We start from the raw sequence: 21863 nt of genomic DNA, 5'->3' as shown, positions 1-21863 counted from the left end.
ACACGGTCCGACCCACGAAGCAAGAGGCGCCTGTGGGCGACGCTTGAGAACTGGTCGTTTCCGACGTTTGAAAAGTGATCAGTTGCGGGCAGTTTAGCCAGGCGTTTCGTCGGTTGTGGTGCGGATGCTGGGGAGGCTGTCGATGCCCCTGCCGCGGAGCCGGTAGCTGGCTCCCTTGAGGGTGAGAACGTCGGCGTGGTGGACGATTCGGTCGATCATCGCGGCGGCGACGGCCTGGTCCCCGAACACCCCGCCCCAGCCGGAGAACGGCAGGTTCGAGGTGAGGATCAGCGAGGCGTGCTCGTATCGGCTGGAGACGAGTTGAAAGAAGAGGTTCGCAGCGTCTTGCTCGAACGGCAGGTAGCCGACCTCGTCGACGATGATCAGCCCGTAGCGGCGCAGCCGCGCGAGCTCGCGGGGCAGGTTCCCCTGCCGGTGCGCGTCGGTGAGCCTGGTCACCCAGTCGGTCGCGGTCGCGAACAGAACCCGGTGTCCGTGGCGTGCGGCGACGATCCCGAGTGCCGTGGCTAGGTGGGTTTTGCCGGTTCCGGGCGGGCCGAGCAGCACAACGTTCTGCGCCTCGAGGAGGAATCCGCCGGAGGCCAGAGCTGCGATCTGCTGCCGGGCGGAAGGCTGCGCGTCCCAGTCGAAGTCCTCCAGCGTCTTCCGCCCGGGAAACCCGGCCGCTTTGATCCGCAACTCCGCGCCCGACGCGTTCCGCGCGGAGACCTCGCGTTCGAGGACCGCAGCGAGGTAGTCCTCGAACGACCAGCCGGCGTCCCTGGCCTGATCGGCCATCCGGCTGGCGGCTTCGGTGATGCGTGGGGCCTTCAGCGCGCCGGCGAGGTAGGTGATCTGCTTCACCGACTCGGTGGTGCCCTTCGCGACGGCCATCAGCGGAGGCCTCCGTCGATGAGCCCGAACGCGCGGTCGTAGTCCGCGAGATCCCGGGTCAGATCGTTCCCGGCAGACGCGACGGCGCGAGGCTGTTGGAACTGCTTGCGCAGCCGCGCGGCGGTCTCAACATGGGTGGGGTCGGTGACCGTGGTGCCACGCGCCCAGACCCGGGCGTGGTCGGCGACGATCCGCCCGTCCGCACGGACCCTCACTTGCTCGAGATCAGCGAAGACGTCGACTATCCGTCCGATCACGGTCGGGTCGACGGAGTAATCGTTGGTGTCGAGGCGGACGTAGTAGTCCCGGCCCAGCCGGATGCTGTTGCGCCAACCCAGATGCAGCGGGATCGGCGGCAACGGCAGCATCGCGGCGCGATCCGCCTCCAGCCGGTCCACCGGCGCAGCACCGGTCGTGCGCACCACCCGCCGGTTCGCCCGGTCCAGCCAGTCGGCGAACTGGAGGGTGAAGTCCTCCGGTGATGCGAACGACCGACCCGGCATGAACGATGTCTCGAACCAGCCGTTGCGGCGTTCCACGACCCCTTTGGACTCGGGGTCCCGGGGCGGCAGCAACACCAGTTTCGTAGCCAGCGTGCCCATGAACGCTCCCACGCCCTGCGCGGGGCGATGCCCCCGCCCGATCCCGGCTTCGTTGTCCCAGATCAGCCGCCGCGGCACCCGCCCCAGCTGCTGGATCAGTTCCCAGGAGGCCAGCAGCAGATCCTCCGTCGTCCGGGTAGGGATCATCCGCGCGACCATGAACCTGGAGTACGCCGCCGTGATCACCAGCACCGGCAGCAGCTTGCTCGTACCGTCCTCAAGCGGGATCTTCCTGGGCGGGAACCACAAGTCGCACTGCGCGGCATCGCCTGGATCCCATGTCAGCCGATCCGCCGGGTCGATTGGCCGGAACTGCGGCCGCAGCCGCCTCACGTTCTCCCGGAACCACGTGATCGACCCCGACCAGCCCACCCGCTCCGCGAGCACCGTCGCCGGCATATCGGGCGTCTCGGCCAGCAACGCCCGCACCCGCGGCTCGAACGCCACGAACGACGAGCCCGTCGGCGCCCGCTCATACCGCGGCGGCGACTCCGACCGCACCGCCTTCAATACCGTCGTCCGAGAGATCCCTAGCCGCTCCGCGATACGCGCCTTCGGCACGCCCTCCGCAGTCAGCCTCCGAATCAGCGCCCAGTCCTCCAAGGTGATCACTCTCCAATCGTGATGAGTGACCACTTTTCACCGTCGAAACTGACCAGTTTTCAGCCGCCGTCGACAGCGCCGCCCAGGACCAACTCCCGGACGGCGCCTCGCCATGCCCTCTTGACAGAGCACTGCTACATATCAGATCGACTACTCATCTCGCACGGGATCGGTTGATCGGACTGCGGAGCACTCGGCGCCGCCACGATCAAAGGTTCACCCATGGGCATCACCGTCACCGCCTCATCCAGCCGCACCGGCGACTACACCGAACCGCACCGTTGCCGCGTCTGCGGCAGGGCGTTCTGGGGCAAGCGCTCGTGGAACGGAGTCACCGTGAAGTGCCCGCATTGCTCGGCGGGCAACTGACCGCGGGGAGGGACATTCCCGCGTAGGCCCATCTGATCGAGCACCGGATCAGGTAGACGAGATACCTGACCCCACAGAGTCGACGAGGTCGGGGCGCCCGCGCTCGATCGCGCTGATCGCCGCACCGTAGCGTTGCCAGCAGGCCGCGAGCTCGCCGTCGATCGTGCCGGCGGCGATGAATCCCGCGGTGGTTTCTCGTAGGTCGAGAAGCCACTCTGCCTGACGGCCCCAGACACTGGGATCGGCTGAGACCGGTACCAGGTACGCGAGAATCTCCGGAAGAAGATCCGGGAACGCTCGACCGTCTTTCGTCGCCGCGACAGCCGCATTGAGTGACATCACGAGTGGCTGCTCCGCTTCGTCCGCCCAGCGGGCGTCGGCGAGCCACTCGTGGGTCACGACTGGTTCTCGCAAGCTCGCCGCGAGATCGGGGCTCAGCGTGAGAGCTCCCGCACTGACCGCCCGCTGGGTCCAGCGGATGTCGGAAGCATCCCGCTCGAGCGTCTGATCAGTGTCGAGGAATGGCGCCGCGACGAGGGTTCCACGTCCCGTCGCGAGGGTGAAGCGCACGAGATGTGAGCCTGTTCCGTGCTTCTGCTGGTACTCGACTGACACGCCCGCCGGCGACACGGCGAGCACCTCGGCGGCATCGGGCGACACCGCGGGGTACCAGACGTACGGGAACGTCTCGAGGAGAGGAACGTCGAGTTCGATGTAGGGGAAGCTCGTGCCATAAGCGTTCGAGCTGAGGTCGAACAACACGGGGAAGGCGCGGCCCCCGTCGTGGTGGACGGAGATGAGGGTGGACGCGTCGTGCGGCCACCATCCGGTATTGGCGACGCCGATGGCGAGCCACCGCCCTGTCGCCACTTCAACGAGAAGCGAGTCCTTCGATCGCGGCACGAGAAGCCAGCGGCGGTCGTTGCTGAACCTGATGTGCTCGTTGCCGCTCAGCCCCTCGAGCACGGTGAGCACCCGGCGTTCGCCCGCCGAAGTGATGAGGGTGATCGCGAAGGTCGACGCACCCAGATGGTGCAGCACCGCGATGAGGCCGCGGGCGGCGTCGAGGTCGACAGAGGTGACGTTGAGCGTCGCATCGAGCGGAACGAGCACACCCGTGCGCGTCGACCCCACGTACAAGACGGTCGTCGGCCACATGAGGCCGCCCGGATGCCCCGTCTCTGCGAACGTCACGCCGTTTCGCCCGTCGACCGCACCGATGTCGTGCGCTGGCGACAGACCCCATACGCCGTGAGTGAGGTGCCCGCCCGCTACGACGTGGCCCGTCGCGGGATCGATGACGGCGCTGCGCACCGTCAACCAACTCGGGGAGAGGAGCGTGTCGTCGCCTCCGCGCCACGCGTGCTCGAACCCCGAGTTGCGGTGACGTCGAAGGGCGTGCGCGAGACGATCGACGGATTCGAACGACGAGTCGTCATCCGCGACTGCTTCGCGAACGCGTTCGATGACGGAGGACTCAGGGAGGACGGCCGGTGGCGACCAGGGCCGCCCTGGGTTCACGCCGGGCTGAGAACGGTCGAGGCGTTCCCAGAAGTTCGGCGACGTGGGCTGAGACGGCTCTCCGAGCGCGTCCCGCTTGGCGTTCTCGAATGCCTCCGATGCCTCCGCCACGAGCCGCCGCGCGGCGGCGTCGAGCTCGGCACCGTACGACGTCGAGGGCGCAGATGTGACGAGGAGCACGTGGGGGTCCATCGTCTCTACGCGGTGCGTGCCCGCGGCGATCAATGGTGCGGTCCAGCTGGGCACACTCCCCTCGCCCACCGGCGTGACGAGCTCGGCGCGGCCGTTCATGCGCCAGAGGTACACCTGCGCCTCAGGGCCCACATCGAGCAGCACCGTGTAGAGATCGGCATTCACCCGCTCCCAATGGCGTGCGGCGCGGCGCGCCGATATTGGAAGAACGGGGTGCCCCTCGGCCGCCGCGATGTGCTGGAACGGTGGGAACTCGGACACCGCCACGATGTCGTACTCGGTCAGGAGAGCGGCGATCCGCTCGTCGGCCGTGCCCTGGAACACCATGCCCCGCTCGTACGGTGCGGTCGCCGCCTCGAACGGAAGCACGATCTTCTGGAAGAGGAGGTCGCTGTTCGACTGCGGACTGCCGAAGACGATGACCGCCGACCCGGTCGCACTCTCGACCGCCACCCATGCCGTCTCGGGGTCGGCGTCGAGCCGCATCACTCCGCCGCCGAGGGTGGACGAGGACGCGAGTACCGGCGCCCGCCGAATCGCCTCGGCGAGGACGTGTTCGATGGCAGTCGGGGCCATCAGCAGCACGCTCATGCCCATCGAGCCGAGGAGCCCGTGGACACCCCGGCGCGGATCTTCGTCGAAGAACGCGGGCGCGGTGAGAGGAATGGTCATGAAGTGATTCCCCCAGAAGAATCCGACTCGGCATCCCGGTACCGAGCTCGCTTGGGCCAATAGTGGCCGACGAGAATCTCGATGCGCAAGCACGAACATAATTCGCGAGGATGGGCGGACGGCGCCGAGGATTCGTGCGATAGCGTGGTCGCGGAATCGGTCGACACCTTCACAGGGGAGGAGGTGAACGATATGGCATGCACATTCACTTGCGCGTGGTGCAAGGAGGCTCGGGTCAACCAGTACTCGACCCACAACTGCTCGCACATCCCGGCGCACGGGGGCTGAGTGAGAGGCGTGACCGCGCCGTCGCGGTCGCCCGCCCGATGACCACAACAATCTCACTGACCGAATCGAGAACGAATGGCCTGGCCCGCGAAGTTCTTCTACTTCTCTGGATCCCCCGAGCAGTTGGCGCAAAGCGCCGACGCGCTCGTCAAGGGCGGACTGTCGTCGTCAGATGGCTCAAACATCCCCCGCGGCTTCGACGGCATGGATCACTATTACTCGTTCTGGTTCAAGAACGTGGCCGGCGGGTTGATGGTCCAGCGGAGTGAAGCCGACGGCAGCTCGACCGAACTCCGTGTGGTCGCATACGCGATTCCCGGTGGAATCGGAATGGTCTTGGGCAGCAAGAAGGCAAGCGACATCGTGAGTCAATTCGCGGCCTTGCCTGGCGCCCGCGCGGCAGACTTTCCCGGCGGCCCGAGGTCGGGCGACCTGACCTTCGTCTAGCTTGCCCTGGCGAGCCAGCCCTTTCACCGTTGCGCGCGGGCTCCGGTGGCAAGGCGCCACCACATACGCGGATAGTGTCGTGGGGTGACTGACGAGATCTCTCGCGCCCGCCATGTCGTCGACGAAGTGGGCTCATGGGCCGAGAGCGAGGCGATGGCGGCGCTGCTCGAACTCGCCGAGCACCGTTGCGCCGGTCACGACACTCCCTGGCTGCACCTCAACGAGCAGCTGCCCGACTGGCTCGTCGACCTGCTCGCCGAGACCGGGCAGGCCAGCTCCGACCCCGCGGTTCGGGTGCTCACCCGCGTGATCGCGATCGAACAGAAGGCCGCGCGCAGCTTCCACTTCCGCAGTCGCGACGGCAGCACCTACCGCGAGCGCTCCGAAGCGGTCGAGGCCGATTTCGATGACGCGACCCGTGCGCTCATCGTCGAGCACACCACGACGCTGGGGCTCGTCGAGCCCACCCGGCCGCGACACGATTCGTACGACATGACGCTCGTGCTCGGCGGCGGGTTTCGCTCGCCGCTCCTGCGAACGCGATACGCGGCGCTTCTCGAGCAGGGAGGCACCGAACTGGGCGAGGTGTACCTGCTCGGCAGCCCGCGCTTCCTCATCACGAACGAGCCCGCCGAACAGCCCGTGACGTCGGAGTACGCGCCCGAGGCATCCGACGAATTCGACCTCATGACCGCCGCCGCGACCCTCGAGTTCGGCTTGACGCCCCGGCCCACCGCGTTTCTCTGCGGCTGCGCCTCGGCGTCGCAGCTCTGCCCGCGCTGGCAGCACGACGACGATGCCGGCGCCGCCGACGTGCCGCCCGAATACACGCACGAGCGATCGAACACCCTCGTCGCGAGCGACGGGCGCACGCGCGGCTCGGTGATCTCGGCGAGCACCAGCCGGCCGCCCTACCGCCCCGACACCTCCGACACCTTCGCCCTGTGGGTGCGCCACGCCCACCCGACGACCGGCCAGCGCGTTCTCGTCGTCACCACGCAGGTGTTCGTGCCGTTCCAGCGATTCGACGGACTGCGGCGACTCTTCCTGCCCCACGGGCTCGACATCGATGCGGTCGGGTTCGGTGATGACTGGGGCGACCGCCCCCTCACTGCCGAATACCTGCTGCAAGAGACCCTCTCAGCGATCCGCTCGGCCCGGCGCCTGCTCGTCGACGCCGTGGCCGTGCTGCTACACCAGCACTGACGCTCGACGCACCGCACGAGGGCCGCGCCTACCGGCTCGAGGCCTTGCCCTTCGCGAGCAGAGCGACCACGTCGGTGGGCGACGTGGACGCGTGGTTGTCGGCAACGCGCGGCTCGCCGCTCGGAGGCATGAGTGCCCGCACGACATCGCGGTCGCTCGGCGCCGACGTCGTCGCTGCCGCCCGCAGATGGGCCGCGTTGCGGGCATCGGCGGCGAGCGCGCGAGCATAGGCGTCGGGTGCGTCGCTGGTGCGGCGAGCGACCCGCAGCAAGAACGGATCGTGCTGCACGCCGGCGCGGCTGATCGAGGCGGCCGCTGTGCGGTCGGGCAGCCGCACCAGTTCGTCAACCGGCCACCCGCCCAGGCGAACAGACGCGCGCGGCGCGGTGTTGAGCCCGAGCCTGAAAGAGAACGTCGAGCCGACGTTCGCCTCGACCGCCGCCTGCATCGCCGGGGCCAGCGCCTCGAAGCTCTGCGTCGCCACCACTACCCCCAGACCGAACTTGCGCGACTCGGCGAGCAGTGACGGCAACGCACCGAACGTGTAAAGATGGGCCTCGTCGACCAGCAGCACGTGGGGGCGACGGTCCCGCCGACGCCCCATCGCGAGGGCATGCTTGAGCAGCCAGGTCGCACCCAGCATGCGCGCCGACGCCGTGCCGAGCGTGGGGCCACCCAGGTCGACGAGCAGCGACCCGCCGGAGTCCATCAGCCGGGCCACGTCGACCGAGTCGTCGGGGCGACCGACGATCTCCCGCATCGCGCGTTGCCCGACGAGCGGCTGGAACTTCGACAGCGCCCACGATGTGAGATTGGTGGCTTCTTCACCGCGCAGCATCCCGATCTCAGCACGCAGACGCTGGGCGAGTTCGGGATGCCGCGGCGCCAGCCGAGCCGCCAGCGCATTCACCCGTGCGATGTCGGCGGCGACGGCCACGACGTGCACCAGGGTCGCGCGCGGACCGAACCAGGCGCAGACCCCGTCGGCGAGCAGCCCGAACCACCGACGCCAGCGCGGGCCCACGATGCCCTCGCCGCGCGGATCGAACATCGACTGCACGAGCTCGACGAACTCTGACACCGCCTGCTCGCGTGCATCGGGGTCGCGCTCGGCGAGCAAGTTGACAGATGCCGGGGCTGCCGCGTCGCCGTGGCGGATCACACGCGCGCGCCGGGCGTGCTCGTCGGGCAGCGCCCGCAGCACGCCGTCGACACCCGAGCCGTGGTGTTCGAGCAGTGTGAACCCGACCCCTTGCAGCGCCAACTCGGCCGCCATCGTTGCGAGCAGCGTCGTCTTGCCCGCGCCGCTGCGACCCTCGACGAAGACATGTCGCAGCAGATCGTCGACCGCGAGGCGCACGCGCGTGGTGCCGGCACCCGCGACGCGCGCGGTGCCGAGCTCGATCGCCGTTGTAGCGCGGGGCGGCAGCGCGGCCGTGTCGATGGGCCGATCGGCGACCGGCCGGGGCCGGCTGGCCATCGCAAGCGAGGGCGAGCGCCCGCAGGCGGGCAGCCGCAGCATCGCCAGCGCCCACCCCTCGGGGCGCACGGCCCCACGGATGCCGGCGACTGACGGGTCGTCGAACCGTGCCCTGTCGACGTCGGTGTCGTCCAGCACAAGAGCGCTCCCCCACGCCCGCACCGCCGCGCGCAGCGGCGCGATGCTCGTGCCGGCGCCCGCCGACGCCGAGACGCCGACGAACGTGCGCGCGAGCACCGGCGCACCCAGATAGGCGTCGGGGTCGCCGTGGGCAGCGGCATTCCACGAATCGCGCAGATCGCCGTCGAGCATCGTCCGCTCGATCGTCCCCGTAGCGGCGAGCAGCACGCGCACGAATCCGCCCCGAATCGCACTCACGGTCTCGAGCAGCGGCGCCGACGCATCGCGTTCAGACCGCGGCCACCCACCACGCGAGCCTTCTGCACCGCTCTGCGCGGAATCGCGAACCAGTTCGGCGAGCATCGTCGGCGCGAGCGGCCGCCGCGACGTGGCCGTGCTCGCGAGCGTGGCGATGCCCTCGAGCGCGAGGGCCACGTCGGCCTTCCACTCGCGCGGCACCGCCCCCATCGGCACGATGTCGACCTGCACGCGCCCACCCGACGTCGACCGCACCACCACGTCGACGCCGGCACCGGCCGACCACTCGGCCACGGTGCGCACGAGCCGGCGCTCGGCGATGGCCGCACGCGCGTCGGCGAAGTCGTCGCGCCACAGCGCGCGCACGATCAGACGGCTCTTCTCTGCGGCGGGCGCTGTGTGGGCCATGCGGGCTCCTTCTGATCGTGATGGGGATGCGGCGGGATCGGTTCTGCCGTCACGAGAGACAGACCGATCCCGGATCACCCGCCATGGGTGTCGGCCCGGTTCGAGGCGGGCATCCGGGATCGGTAGAGCACCCGACACACCGACCACGAAAGGAGGTGGACCATGCAGGACACGAAGAAGGAAGCCCGCACGTGCGGCTTCTGCGACACGAAGAACAACGCGAACAACAAGCAGTGCATCCAGTGCGGCCGCGAGCTGTAACAGCGACGTGATGAGGCCGATTTCTCGCACCTGACACCCGCCGGGGTGCGCCTTCCGCAAGGAAGCCGCGTACCCCGGCGGCGTTCTGACCACCCCTCCACGCTGACTGACACGCCGGGCGCACGACCCGGACGAGTCAACCGGAGGAGAGTCACATGTCAGAGTCAGCCGCCATCTCGTTCGAGCGTCGCACCGACCGCGCCGCCAGCCGCTCTGAGGCCCTGCGCCAGGCCGTCGACCGCTTCGCACCCGAGTCGGCCGCCTCCGCGTTCGCCGCGCTGAAGTCGCTCTACGCCGAGGTCATGCCGTGCGCGAGCCGTCGCAACCCGCGGCCGACCACCGCCGTCTCCGAGAGCGTCGCGGTACTGGCCGGAGTCGACCTCACTACCCTCGCCGCGGCGAATGCGGTGTCCCTTCGCCAGGCGCTCGACCCCGCGGTCACTGATCTCGTGGTGCGGGTCGGAGAGGTGCTCATGCCGACGGTGCTCGCCGTGCTCGCCGCATCGGCCGTCGTCCGCCCCTACGCGATCGCCGCGCAGGAACGCCTGGCCGGCCGCTCGTACGACTCCGCGGCACGCGACAACTTCCGTACTCGCACGACGTCGCGCCTCACCGACGAGGCGGCTGACGCACTGCGCGGTGACCCGCGCCTGCTCGACGACGCGTCAGCCCTCACGCGCGTCGTCGTCGCTGCGGCACACGCAGGCCTTGCCGACCCGACGAACGAACGGTGGTCGACCAACTGGTGCGAGGGCCGCCGCCACGCCAACGGCCACGTGCGGCCGATCGTCGTCACTGAGCCCGACCACCTCGCCGCGTGGCAGGCTCACGCAGCGGTCGTGCGCCCGCGCATGGTCGCCTTCGCCCAGCGGCTCGTGCGCCACAACGACGCCGCCGCCGAAGACCTCGTGCAGGAAGCCCTGCTGAAGACCCTGCAGCAGGGAGGCGCGGCTGACCGGGAGTCGTTCGCTCGCCACGCCATGGCGCAGGTGCGTCAGGTGCACGCTGACGTGTGCGCGCAGAAGCGCCCGGAACAGCACGTCGATTGGGACCACCGTGAAGGCGATGGACGCACGCCCGAAGAGCGCACCTTCGGAACAGCCGAGCGGGCATGGTCGGGCGAGGTCGAGATGCACGACGGCCGGCTTGACGCGGCCGTAGTGATCGAGCGGTTGTCGCGGCCGTCTGGCACGGCCCACGGCGACGCCGTGCGCACCGAACTGGCGCGCGTGGCCACGCGAGTACGAGCCGGCGACCCGGTGGTCGACCGTCTCACCGAGCGTCGCGCCCTGATCACGCACCTCGTCTCGGTCGTTCGCGCGACCTGCGAGCTCAGCAACGCGGCGGCCCGAGCTGTCGTGCTCGAGACGTTCGCCCAGATCGAGCGCGAGGAGCGCCCGTAAGGCCCACGGTCAGGTGGAGTCAGGTGGAGACGGTTCGGACGCGGATCATCGTCGAGTCGCACCGTGGGCAGTAGGAGCCTCGCACCTTGCCCACCGGACCGGTCCACTTGCATTGGAGGCACAGCAGGTCGCGATCGAGGCTGCCGGTGCGGAACATGCCGAGCAGTTCGACGTAGGTGCGCCAGTGCGAGAACTCGTGGTGACTGCGCTTGTCGAGGGCGCGCGCGATCGGGGAGCCTGCGGCGACGCCTCCGATCGCGCCGTAGTCCCACTGGCGTTCGAAGTTCGTCAGCGTCGCGAGCATGCGTTTGCGGCCGTCGAGGTAGACGTAGTGGGCTCGCGTATCCTCGGTCTCGGCGAACATCGTGACGAAGTCGAAGCTCTGCAACACCGTGGCGTACTGCGCGGCGAACGGCAGCCTTCCCGCGGTGAGGAAGGAGTGCAGGAGAACACCCTGCATCACCTGCGGCACGTGCCCGTCGTTGATCTCGACGGTCGACACCATGCGGTCGTACGCGATGTCGAGATCGAGCAGCGTCGGCAACTGGTCGGATTCGATGCCGTAGGCAGCGGCCACGAGGTACGCGGTGCAGAGGGCGCGGTGTCGGATGATGCTAGTCGGTGCCCGCCATGCGACGCTCGCGAGGTATCCGTCGTGGTATCTCTCAGACGCGAGGTAGCCCTTCTCGTCGAGCGAATTAAGAGCCATCACCGTGCGCTGAGACCACAGCAACGCCGCCGACACCTCGCCGGCGACGACGTCGTGACTCTTCGACTTCTGCACCCGCGGATCGGACTTCATCAAGTCTTCGAGTACGCGCACCGTCGCCCCGGCGAGGGCGAGACTCATCTGCTGTTCAGTCTCGAGCGCGGCCCGCTCGTTCACCCGCACGTTGCTGAACTCTTCGTTCGCCTTCCTCCGCACGTGCGAGAGCTCTTCGATGCCGCGCGCCCCTTCGGCGATCGCGCGCATGAGCCCAGCGCGCGTCCCCTCCTTGGTGCCGAGCACCGCCCGGTCGCGGCTGTCGAACTGCGCGTACTCGATGCCGGCCACACTCGACTCGCGCAAGAACGCGGCGATCGTCGCCTGAAGCCCCTGATCACGGATGTTGACGCAATCCAGGCTCACGGCCTGGTCAGCGAGAAGAACGGTGCGCTGACTGGTCGTCGACATCTTGTCGAACAGCAGGTCGGGGTCACTCCGCCGCGAGATGTACTCGCTCACGATGTCTCGGGTCGGAAGCAGCCGAATCTGTTGGGCGAGTGTGTACAGCTCTCGCGCCTTTGGCTCGGCTCGGCGCACGAACTCGGGAATCGTAATGTCGTCGGGCTTGTCCCGCAGCTGCTCATCGCCACGCTTGGCCGTGCGGAAGTACGTCTCTTTGAGGCGCTCTTCAAACTGCTGGAGCGCGTCGGGAAGGCGCTCCAGCCCGAGGAAGATCTCGCGCGCCGAGCTGCGACGTCGCAGCACCTCGTCAGTTGCCCGCGCATCCCACTCGTGGATGACAGCGTAGAACTCCATTCGCGCGATGCTCGCCTGCGACAGCAGGAGGGGACGTGCTGTGCTGCCGACCTCGGCATCAGACCCGAACTCTTCGATACCGCCGAGGTCGAGGAGGTCGTCGGTGAACCAGACACGCGCCATCGCGTGCCGCAGATGGAAGAAGTGCCGTTGCGTATCCAGCCGCAATCCCAGGTAGAAGGCGTGTCGGTCGACGGCAAGGCGCCGGAGGACGTGCAGGAGTTGACGATTGCGGGCGCCGTCACTCTCGCCAGGGCCGACGATACGTTCGTCGTGACCGAGTTGTGCACCCAGCGCGCGAATTAGCCAACCGCCCTCAGTGCCCGGCAGCGCTCCGCCGGGCGGCCAGGATGGGATCGTGCGCTTCGCGGTGTCCCAGCGCGGCAGATTGTCGCTGTCGAGCCTCGCTTCGTCGTCGTCGATCCGGGCCCATTCGAGGTTGATGCCCTCGGCGGCGACCGCCAGCGCGTCGGGATGCTTCGCGACGGCCTGCTGCCACCTTGACCTGTCGGAGTAGCTGAGGGTCGCGCCGTCGTCGATGTCGATGTCGACAACCTCATCGACATGGAAGCTGGCGCTCAGGTCACCGCGCTCGAGCAGGGCATTGTGCGTGGGCTCATCGGAGGGATAGCCGAACAATCCCCACCGCCTCCTGATCGCGCGTGCGGTGAGCTGTACGTCGCGTCGGGGCCGCCCGTCGGCGTCGGCAGTCTCGTACGCGCTGACGATCCTGCGGAGGAGGATCCGCGTCGCAGTGAGACCATCGGGTCGCCACGCGCCGTCGGCATCGCGGACGACATGGTTGAGTGCGCCGAGGCGGTCGGGCGCCCAGCTCTCAGACGTCCCGCGCGCCCCCCGGATGGCGTGCCGAAAGCCGGTCGCGAGCGCCACGATGTTCTGTGCCGTCGGCGATGTCGACGACGAAAGTTCTTCCCCCACAGCCAGCTCCCCGTAACTTTCTCGGATCCTATCGACTCCCACCCACGCGCAGATCGGATCCGGGATCGGTCTTCACCTCGTGTCGCCGCTGTCGTCTCGCCCACCCGGGCGTGCAGTCGGCGCCGGAGGGAACATCATGAGCATCCGAGCTGACAACCGCAACGCCCGCCGCACGGCTCGCGACCGCCGCGACTCGCAGGGACGCCGCCTCCAGTTGGTCGACATCGAGAACCTCGCGGGCGGCGCGGGTCTCGCACCCGACGAGTACTGCCGGGTGTGGCACATCTATCGCCACTTCGCCTTCGCTACCCGCCCCGGCGATCAGGTCGTGCTCGCAGGCAGCCGCCGCACCGTGCGCGCTGCCGCGCCGGCACTCTTTGGCGAGCCGGTGCAGTGGCGCGTGCGCGACGGACGAGACGGTGCCGATCTCGCACTCCTGGAGTTCGCCGACGTGTCACATGCCGCCCGCCGGTTCAGCACTCTCGTCATCGCGAGTGGCGACCACATCTTCGCCGACCTCGCTCGGGCAGCCGGCGCAGCGGGGATGCGCACACACCAGGTGATCGGGCGCGGCTACGCGTCGATCGACCTGTGGCGGGCATGCGACACCCACGCGAAGCTGCGGCTCGGCGCCGGCCGCTCGACATCCAGCGAGTGGACAGCCGCCGCGTAGAGGCCGACACCCGGGCATCCCTCGCACAGTCGTCCGGGATCGGATGACGTCCTACCAGGATCCGCGAGACCGCCACGATCCACAGAACCGGAGGTCACCATGTCACGACGCACCACTCCCACCGCCTCGCCCGACGAGCCCGACGAGGGCGCAGCGGGCGCCAGCCTCAATATGGGGCTCACCCCGACCGACCAGCCCGACTGGGCCGGCGGGCGCGCGCTCGAAGAAGCCGAGCAGCGCGGAAGGGGCGACGTCGCCACCGACGCGATCGACGCCCCCGGCGTGTGGGCGGGCGAGCAGCCGATGCTGTTCGACACCGAGTCGCACCTGCGCGCCCGCCACCGCGGGCTCGTCGCCGGGCAACGCGCCGCGAACTCGGCGGCCGCCGGTCACGCCCTCGTCGCCGCCGCCGAGCGCGGCGAACGCACCCCCGCGCCAGGCGACGGTCCGCGCAGCAAGACCGGCGCCACCAAGGAGCGCGACTCGGCGCAGAAGGAGTGCGAGCGCGTCGAGCAGGCCCATCGGGTGACCGTCGCCGTGCAGAACGGTGAGTGCCCCGCCCCAGACGGGGCGATACGCCCGGGCACCCCGATCGCCGCCGATCCGGCGTACATCGATCGCGCCGTGATGTGGGAACGGGTCCGCGACGTGCTGCCGCTCGCGATCCCGCTCGTGATCGAGACGATCGTCGTGTCGGCCAACATGCGCGAGCTGTTTCATGTGGCCGACGGCAACTGGTGGCTGCCGGCATCCGTCGCCGTCATCGCCGTGATCTCGCTCACCCTCATTCCCCACCGGGTGGGCCGCTCACTCAACATCGCCGCACACGGTGGGCACCGACCCGCGTGGGTGTGGGCGGCGACTGCGGTCGCCGCGGTGTTCTGGATCGGCGTCGGTGTCACCCTCGCCATCGTGCGGGTGCAGGTCGACGGTCGGGCGGCTGTGCGCGAAGCCCAAGAACAGCACCGCGACGACGTGCTCAACGCCGTGAGCAACGGCGCCGACCCCGCCAGCATCCCGCCCCTCGACACCGCGGCCGTCTACGACCCGGTGCTGCCGAGCGTGATGTGGATCGTCGTGCTGCTCGGCGTGGGCGTCGCCCTGGTGCTGTTCGAACTGTGGGCGTACGACCCCGCCCGGCTCGACGAGCTGGTCGCCCGCCGCGCCGTACTGCGTGCTCGCCGCTGGGTCACTCTGCTCAGCGAACAGGTCGACGACATCACTGCACAGGCCCAGCTGCAGCGCCAGGTCAACACCGAGGGCGCCGTGATGTGGAAGCTCGAGCAGGAGCGCATCGCCGTCGAGTACGAGATCGCCCTCGCGACATACGCCGGAGCGGCCGCGCAGGCCGCGGCCACCCCCGAGATGACCGACGCGCTCGAGGATCGACTCGCCCGCACCCACACCGAGATCGAGGCGCTGAGCGACCTCGCCGATGAGCCGACCCTCACCCACCCGGTCGAACTGCGCACCGCCCGGAAGGGAGACGACGATGAGGATCCTGATCTGGCGCTTCGGGCGTGAGCCCGACGCGGGGCCCCGCTGCCGGTACTGTGCATCCGTGCTCGAGCCCTGCCGGTCGTGCCGGGGCGACTGGCGCCGGTCACCGGACTGCCCCTGCGGCACCGGGGTGACCTGCCCCCGCTGCGCGCGCCACTGGGCGTGACCGAACCGGCCCATCCCGCGCGATGCGGGGTGGGCCGGTTCGCGTCGGTGCGGGTGCATGCGGGCGCGGACCGCGTCCGGGATCGGAAGAGGCATCACCACCCGTTCTCAAGCACCACCCCTCTGAAAGGACCACACCATGTTCCGCACCATCCGCCGCTTCGGCATCTTCTTGCTCGTGCTCTTCTGCGGGGTCCCCGTCGCCGCGTGCGCCGCATCGGGCGGCACGCCCGCAGCGGGCCAAACGGCGATCGTCATCGCCGCGCACACCTCGGCGCCCCGCATGACCCCCGCCGACATCGAGCCGGCGCTCGCGATGCTCGACGCCGAAGGCGACCGGGTCACGGTGATCGTCGCCGACGGCGCGCCCCAGGTCATCTACGACAGCACGATCGGCGAGCTCTCGGACTACAGCGAAGACCGCGAGGACGAGCTCAGCCGCGCGCGCACCGAGGTCGCCGAGCGCATCGTGAGCACCCTCGCACAGACCCCCGAGGTCGACCTCACCGAAGCGATCGCGCTCGCTGCCGAGACGTTCGACGGTGACGGGCAGAAGGCGCTCTACGTGCTTGCCCCGGGCCTCTCCACGACCGGAGCGTTCAGCATGCTCGACGGCCGCCTCTACGCCGAGCCCGCCGACCTCGTGGCGAACGTGCGCGACCAGGGCGGGCTCGCCGAGTTGCGCGACGTGATCGTGCGGATGCCGCGACTGGGTGTGACCGTCGCGCCGCAGCCCGACCTCAGCGCCGACGCCCGCACGAGCCTCACCGGCCTCTGGGCGGCTTACTTCTCGGCCACCGGAGCCACGGACGTGCAGCTCGGCGGAGGCTCGTTGAACGCACTCGCGCAGAACGCGGAGTCGCTGCCGCCGGTCACCCCAGTGCCGATCGAGCGGCCGCTGCCGGTCGCCGAGGGCGAATGCCGCCAGGTGCTCGCCGATGCCTCGATCGGGTTCGCCGCGGCGAGCGCCGACCTCGTCGACACCGCGGCGACCGAGGCGCGGCTCGCCGGCATCGTCGCCTCCCTCGCCCGCTGCGAGGGCACCTACCTCGTCGAGGGGTCGGCGTCGTCAGAGGGCGGCGAGGCGTTCAACACCACGATCGCCGAAGCACGGGCTCAGACCGTCGCCGCAGAGGTCGCGCGCATCGCCGGCATCGACCTCGCCGACATCGACGTCAAGGGATGGGGTATCGCGTGGCCGTGCCGGGTCGACGACATCGACGACGCCGGGCGCCTCATCGTCGACGCCGCGTCCGCCAACCGCGTCGTCGTGGTGAGCCGAGGCGCCACATCGACCTGCTGATCCGGGATCGGTTCAGCACCCAGCAGAGATTCCGTACCCAGCATCCGTTCACCCCATCTCAGGAGAGACCATGTCACGCAACATCCGCACCGTCACTATCGGCTCGGCCGGCTTCACCGCCGAGTGCCCCGTGCCGCCCGATCGCATCGGGCTGTGGGAGGGCCTCGCCCTCTCGTTCGCCGGCTGGCGCGACGGCGTACGCTACCGCGAAGTGCCCGACACGGCCCACACCCACGCCCTGCACCGCATCAACAGCAGGCACCGCCGGCACGAGTCCGAGGCGGTGCGGCGCATCGACCTCGCCCTGTCTGCCGTCGACCTCGCCCGTGCCGAAGTCGATGTGGTCCTCGCCGGGTCTGCCCTCCGCGAGATCGTCGAACCCGACGCCCGCGAGCTGGACGGTCGAGACGGCGACGACCGACAGCGCTGGGCGCGCGACGTGCGCGACGCCCGCGCGGCCAACGCGCGCGCCGCCGACGACCGGTCGCGGCGCCAGGCCGCGCTGGTGCGCCGCGAGCAGCTCGTCTCGGTGCGCGACGCCCTCGCCATCGAAGGCGACGACGTGCGGCAGCAGTGGCGTGAGGCCTACGACGAGCGCGCCGCGCGATACACGCACGCGCGCATCCGCCGCACCCGCGAAGCATCGCACGCGCCCGCCGTCGCGCCCTATGTGCTCGCAGTCGGCCCGACCGCGGTGCGTCGGGCGACCGACACTCCTTGACGATGTCGGATGCCGGTTCGACAATCAGGCTCGGCGGAGGGGGCGCGATGGCGCACGAGACACGCGACATCCCCGTCGAGGTCGTGACCAGGGTGCGGGCGGAGTGGATGCCGCGCGTCATGCCGGCCGACGCGGCGACGGCGGCAGAGCGCCGGGCGCACATCGACGGGGTCTACCGCCGGGCGTGGACCGCAGAGGTCGGGGCGGTGTTCGAGGTCGCGTCGCCCCTCGACGCCGCCCGCGTCGCCGAACTGGTCGCCGACTGCCTGCGTGAGGGTGATCGGCTGCCGGACGCCATCCCCGCCCTCACGGTCGCGCTCGTCGCCGAGGCGCACCGGCACGGGCTGTCGGAGCGGCTCGTGGCGGAGGTCGCCGAGTGGGTGCTCACCGCGCCGGCGCGCGCGGACGAACCGCTGCCACTCACCTCTCGATTCCGCACCGGCGAACGACGATGGATGCCGTTCGATCGTCGCGAAGAGCCCACCGCGCTCTGGTGGGCCCACCGCGGCTTCGCGATCACGTGCCCGGCGCCCATTGCGCTGCACCACGATGACGACGGCCGGCTGCACGCTGGGCAGGGGCCGGCCATGGCCTGGGCGAACGGCGACGTCGTCTACGCGTGGCACGGCACCCTCGTGCCCCGCGATCTCGTCGAGGGTGAGAACCCCGTCGCGCGCATCTTCGCCGAGCGCAACCTCGAGGTGCGGCGGTGCGCAATCGAGATGATGACGTGGCCGCGCTTTCTCGAATCGGGGCGCCTGGCGCGCGTCGGCGAGCCCGTACCCGACCCCGCCAACCCCGGGCACAAGCTCAACCTGCACTACCTGACGCCACACGTCATCGGCTTCTCCGCCCACATCCTGCTGTGCACCAACGCCAGCCCCGAACGCGACGGCACGCGCCGGCGCTACGCGATCTTCACCCCCGACAGCATCGCCGACCCCCTCGCCGCCGCGGCCTGGACCTTCGGTCTCACCAAGCACCAATACGCGCAACTGGGCGCGGCATCCTGAACCTTGACACCACCACGCGATCGATCACCTGGAGGACCACCATGAACCCGACACTTTCTGACGTGCTGACCGCCCACGACGTCGACGTGCTCGACCACCTCGACCGACAGGCGGCGGTGCCCCTCGTCGACTTCGGGCGACAAGGCGACGTGCTGGTCACCCCCGAGCGCCTCGTGCCCCTCGCGGGCACGGCGAGCACCCCCGTGCCGCCGGAGGGAATCGCCGTAGTGCGCGGCGAGAACGGCGGCAACACCCACCTACTCGTCGCCGACGGCGCCGTCCTCTTCGACCCCGTCGCGGCACGCGTTGTCGCTCGGTCACTTCGGCTGGGCACCCTCGACGTGCCCGACGGCGCCGTCGCCTACCTGATCCACCCCGAGCACGGCGCGATCGGCTTCACGCCCGGCCGCTACACGGTCTCGCGCCAGCGCGAGCAGCGCGAGATCGTCGAGTTCATCGAAGACTGACGCGACGTGTCCCGACACCGGTGAGCGACGAACCGAGTCCCGGCCTAGGACGCATTTAGTAGGCGCCGGAGGGCGAGGGATGCTCCAACACCCGCTGCGTGCACCGACAATCGGCCACGCGACAGGTTGCCCCACGAGTGCTCCTCCCGTGTTCCAGGCCTTCCGTGACTCCGCTGTGGGTGGTCGTAGTCCATCTCAAGGATGTCGGAGGCCTCCATCGCTCGGAGCGTTGAACTCACTCGCCAGGATCCCGGGAACCCACCGCGCGCAGCGAACTCCTCTTCGTAGATCACCAAATGCAGTTCCCCCTCAGGGGTCAGGATCCAGTGCTTGCGTGTCTGCCACTCGGACAACAATCGCGGACTATCGAAGGTCTCGCCGTTACTCATCACTTCAAGTAGTGGCCAATGAGCGCCGAAGAGATCAACCTGTGATCCCCCATTCGTACTTTCGCCATCTTGCTTTCCACGAATCGCTGGGCGCTTGGGCGCGCGCGTCTCCCGGGAGACTCGCCTTGCGTACGCCGTCAGTCGATTCAGATCAAGGGTCGATGGATCGTATCCATTGGGCCTCGATGACAATGTCTCCTCCAAATCCTCGGCGAGATGGTCACGTCGCGACATTCGCGGTGAGCCAGGTACCCAGTTGACCGCGCGAGCGTCATTCCCGGCGGTCAATCGTTCCGTGCTCCGCGGCTCGTGCGCAAGCAGTGGAGTGACGCGCCCGGACCCCGCTTCCGCCGGACTTAGCAGGGGAGGATGCGGCGAGGCCTGAACCTGCGCGCTCGGACGAACGAAGTATGCGGCGTCACAGGACACCACAGGACGAACGGCTATCGAGCGCGCCGTGGACACCATTTGGACACAAGCCGCGCAGATCGAGCCCATATTCCCCTGATCGAGCCCGATCGACACGAGGCCGATCACCAGCCAGCAACCCCTGACTTTCCGCGGCAGAACGCCCAAACCCGCAAGATTCCGCCCTTCCCGAGCGACCGCGATACCCGCCCAACCGCAGTTTCGACTCCCGCCGTCGCGTCCAAGCTGCCGGCATTAGGAGCCGCGCTCAGATGAAGTCGTTCGTCGAGGCCTGCGCGATCGTCTGGCAGGAGATGTCGCCGGCATGCAGGACGATCGCGGGGGTGAGGCCCGGCGGTCGGTGTGCGAGTTCCGAGATGCGGCCGGCGACCAGGCGCGAGTCCGTGCGCGGACCGGCCAGGAGAACCGTGACGCCGGCATCGACGCCGCGGCCGCGCTGGATGTGACGGTGGAGCGCTTCGGCCCAGCGCTGGCAGAGCGGAGGCACCCACGGCTCGGGGTCGTCCGCGAGCTCGAGGACCACGATGATCTGCGGCACGGCTGCGGGAAACCGGCGCACCCGCCTGGCCGGTCCGCGGAGCGACCCCAGCAGCCCCGCCGTGGACCGCACCCGGCGGACATCCACGCCGATCAGCAGAAGGTCTGTCGTGGCTTCGGACGCCGGATCGGCCGACTCGATACCCCGAAGACAGCGGAGCGGGTCGCCTTCGACGAGGATCGCCGGGGCACGTCGGCCCTGCTCCGCCGACACGTCTGAGCCTCGGCCGATGGTCACCTCTCCGCCGCGGAGGGCACGGCGCACGATACGCACTCCAGGAGGTACGGCTGCGACTCGAGGCGCTTGGCGCCGATCGCCCGCTGGCACGAGACGCATCGGCCGTAGGTGCCGTCGGCGAGCTTCTGAAGGGCCGTGGCGACCTGGCCGAGCATCTGACGCGAGGGAGCCGCGAGGACGTGCGCCACGGGATCCTCCGACGCCGGCGGCAAGCCCGCCAGGGCCTCTTCGTGCGTGCGGCGGTAGCGCTCGAGCCGGTTCTGGAGGGCCGCGATGCGAGCGGCCGCTGCCTGGCCGATGGTCCACGAGGGGTTGCTGTCGATGGTCATGCGGGACTCCTTCCGAGTACGACGATGAGCGCGTCGCGATGATGTGCGACGCGCTCCCAGGTGGCGTGAACTACCTGTGGAGCGGAGGAGCGCGTCGAACGCGGAGGAAGCGGAGACCGCCGCCCGGCGGAAACGCCACGGCGGCCAGGAAACGGGCAGCCGAGCGTTCTGCGACGTTGTCGCGGAACGCGGAGGCGGCTGTCATGCCCCCACCATAGCCAGCGCCCCGGTTTCCGCAACTCGGGCGTGCGCGGCATCCGCAGAACCCCTGCGGTCGACTTGCGTTTGCTGTGGGTCTGGCTATGGTGAGTGCCATGACCGTCCAGCCCCACGCCTGCCTCGCGGAGGACATCTCCGGCGTGCGCGTGACGGGCGCGGCGGGTATTCCGGGTGGCCGGCACGAGGTTCTTCCGCCCCGGCAGATCGCCGGGGGTCGTCTGCTGCTGCGGACCGCCTCCCGCGTTGTACCGCCGTAACCTCCCTCCGCCCACGGTTACCCGGTCATACAACGCGTCGCATCTGCGGCGCGTTTTTCGTATCCGAAGGAGCAGTCATGTCAACCGAAGTCACCACCGAAGCGGTCGCCGACGCCGCGCGGGCCCGGCTGCAGCACGACCTGGCCGAGCGGGAAGGGATCCTCCGCGACCTCGAGCCCAGAGCACTTCCCTCCGTCGATCCGATCGCCTACCAGACGGCGGCCTCGACGCGGCTCATCATCACGCAGATCGCGTCGGCCCTCGAGAGGCTCGACGACGGAACGTACGGCCTGTGCACCCGCTGCGGTCGTCAGATCGCTCCGGCACGGCTGGAGGTGGTTCCCCACGCGTCAGCGTGCATCGATTGTCAGAGCCATGCCGAAGCCGCGTAACGCCAAGCCCGTGACGATCCCCTCCCACGCCCCGATGACCCGGCCG

18 protein-coding genes are annotated in these 21863 nt (G+C 69.4%); 11 read left to right on the top strand and 7 right to left on the bottom strand.

The window, feature by feature from the left end; all coding sequences use genetic code 11:
• Positions 1-93: 93 nt before the first annotated feature.
• Together istB and istA are read right to left on the bottom strand one after the other, a co-directional pair.
• Complete coding sequence (istB, locus tag ACSBPH_RS13535) at positions 94-894, bottom strand: IS21-like element helper ATPase IstB (protein WP_442574842.1); 801 nt, start codon at positions 892-894, stop codon at positions 94-96.
• On the bottom strand, positions 894-2108 hold the full coding sequence (istA, locus tag ACSBPH_RS13530; protein WP_442574841.1) for an IS21 family transposase: 1215 nt from the start codon (positions 2106-2108) through the stop codon (positions 894-896). Before istA ends, istB begins: the two co-directional genes overlap by 1 nt.
• 213 nt (positions 2109-2321) lie before the next feature.
• Here istA and ACSBPH_RS13525 point away from each other — a divergent pair, with 213 nt between their 5' ends.
• Positions 2322-2468, top strand: a complete 147-nt coding sequence (locus ACSBPH_RS13525; protein WP_442574840.1) for a hypothetical protein — start codon at positions 2322-2324, stop codon at positions 2466-2468.
• Positions 2469-2516: 48 nt separating this feature from the next.
• On the opposite strand, the gene ACSBPH_RS13520 is transcribed toward ACSBPH_RS13525, so the two are convergent.
• Positions 2517-4853, bottom strand: a complete 2337-nt coding sequence (locus ACSBPH_RS13520; RefSeq protein ID WP_442574839.1) for a hypothetical protein — start codon at positions 4851-4853, stop codon at positions 2517-2519.
• Between the two features lie 363 nt (positions 4854-5216).
• On the opposite strand from ACSBPH_RS13520, the gene ACSBPH_RS13515 reads away from it, so the two are divergent.
• Together ACSBPH_RS13515 and ACSBPH_RS13510 are read left to right on the top strand one after the other, a co-directional pair.
• The gene (locus ACSBPH_RS13515) at positions 5217-5588 is read left to right on the top strand and encodes a hypothetical protein (protein ID WP_442574838.1); all 372 of its coding nucleotides are present in this window, start codon (positions 5217-5219) and stop codon (positions 5586-5588) included.
• 84 nt (positions 5589-5672) lie between these two features.
• Positions 5673-6794, top strand: coding sequence for a hypothetical protein (locus tag ACSBPH_RS13510; protein WP_442574837.1), 1122 nt, complete (start codon positions 5673-5675; stop codon positions 6792-6794).
• Positions 6795-6822: 28 nt separating this feature from the next.
• Here the strand turns inward: ACSBPH_RS13510 and ACSBPH_RS13505 are convergent, their stop codons facing one another.
• The gene (locus ACSBPH_RS13505; RefSeq protein WP_442574836.1) at positions 6823-9060 is read right to left on the bottom strand and encodes a hypothetical protein; all 2238 of its coding nucleotides are present in this window, start codon (positions 9058-9060) and stop codon (positions 6823-6825) included.
• 416 nt (positions 9061-9476) lie between these two features.
• Here ACSBPH_RS13505 and ACSBPH_RS13500 point away from each other — a divergent pair, with 416 nt between their 5' ends.
• Complete coding sequence (locus ACSBPH_RS13500; RefSeq protein ID WP_442574835.1) at positions 9477-10724, top strand: hypothetical protein; 1248 nt, start codon at positions 9477-9479, stop codon at positions 10722-10724.
• A 19-nt stretch (positions 10725-10743) separates the two neighbouring features.
• Here ACSBPH_RS13500 and ACSBPH_RS13495 read toward each other — a convergent pair whose 3' ends face one another.
• Positions 10744-13185: a hypothetical protein gene (locus tag ACSBPH_RS13495; RefSeq protein ID WP_442574834.1), complete on the bottom strand. Its 2442-nt coding sequence runs from the start codon at positions 13183-13185 to the stop codon at positions 10744-10746.
• A gap of 136 nt (positions 13186-13321) precedes the next feature.
• Between ACSBPH_RS13495 and ACSBPH_RS13490 the strand changes: the two genes are divergently transcribed.
• From ACSBPH_RS13490 to ACSBPH_RS13465, 6 genes are all read left to right on the top strand, one after another.
• Positions 13322-13858, top strand: coding sequence for a hypothetical protein (locus ACSBPH_RS13490; RefSeq protein WP_442574833.1), 537 nt, complete (start codon positions 13322-13324; stop codon positions 13856-13858).
• A 99-nt stretch (positions 13859-13957) separates the two neighbouring features.
• Complete coding sequence (locus tag ACSBPH_RS13485; protein WP_442574832.1) at positions 13958-15382, top strand: hypothetical protein; 1425 nt, start codon at positions 13958-13960, stop codon at positions 15380-15382.
• 280 nt (positions 15383-15662) lie between these two features.
• Positions 15663-16826 (top strand): OmpA family protein, encoded by a 1164-nt coding sequence (locus tag ACSBPH_RS13480; RefSeq protein ID WP_442574831.1) that lies wholly within the window; start codon positions 15663-15665, stop codon positions 16824-16826.
• A 70-nt stretch (positions 16827-16896) separates the two neighbouring features.
• A complete protein-coding gene (locus tag ACSBPH_RS13475) occupies positions 16897-17547 on the top strand; it encodes a hypothetical protein (RefSeq protein ID WP_442574830.1) in 651 nt (216 codons plus the stop codon).
• Between the two features lie 47 nt (positions 17548-17594).
• Positions 17595-18560 carry a DUF6745 domain-containing protein gene (locus ACSBPH_RS13470; protein WP_442574829.1) on the top strand — a complete coding sequence of 322 codons (966 nt, stop codon included), beginning with the start codon at positions 17595-17597 and terminating at the stop codon, positions 18558-18560.
• Positions 18561-18601: 41 nt separating this feature from the next.
• The gene (locus ACSBPH_RS13465) at positions 18602-19027 is read left to right on the top strand and encodes a hypothetical protein (protein ID WP_442574828.1); all 426 of its coding nucleotides are present in this window, start codon (positions 18602-18604) and stop codon (positions 19025-19027) included.
• A 1065-nt stretch (positions 19028-20092) separates the two neighbouring features.
• Here ACSBPH_RS13465 and ACSBPH_RS13460 read toward each other — a convergent pair.
• Together ACSBPH_RS13460 and ACSBPH_RS13455 are read right to left on the bottom strand one after the other, a co-directional pair.
• On the bottom strand, positions 20093-20596 hold the full coding sequence (locus ACSBPH_RS13460; RefSeq protein ID WP_442574827.1) for a hypothetical protein: 504 nt from the start codon (positions 20594-20596) through the stop codon (positions 20093-20095).
• A 20-nt stretch (positions 20597-20616) separates the two neighbouring features.
• Positions 20617-20949, bottom strand: a complete 333-nt coding sequence (locus ACSBPH_RS13455; protein ID WP_442574826.1) for a TraR/DksA family transcriptional regulator — start codon at positions 20947-20949, stop codon at positions 20617-20619.
• Between the two features lie 553 nt (positions 20950-21502).
• Here ACSBPH_RS13455 and ACSBPH_RS13450 point away from each other — a divergent pair.
• Positions 21503-21817, top strand: coding sequence for a TraR/DksA family transcriptional regulator (locus ACSBPH_RS13450; RefSeq protein WP_442574825.1), 315 nt, complete (start codon positions 21503-21505; stop codon positions 21815-21817).
• The last annotated feature ends 46 nt before the right edge of the window (positions 21818-21863 follow it).

This window comes from Microbacterium sp. F51-2R, from assembly GCF_052180235.1.
Taxonomy (GTDB): Bacteria; Actinomycetota; Actinomycetes; order Actinomycetales; family Microbacteriaceae; genus Microbacterium.
Note: the sequence above shows the minus strand (reverse complement) of the source record. Positions and strands in the feature narration are given on the sequence as shown.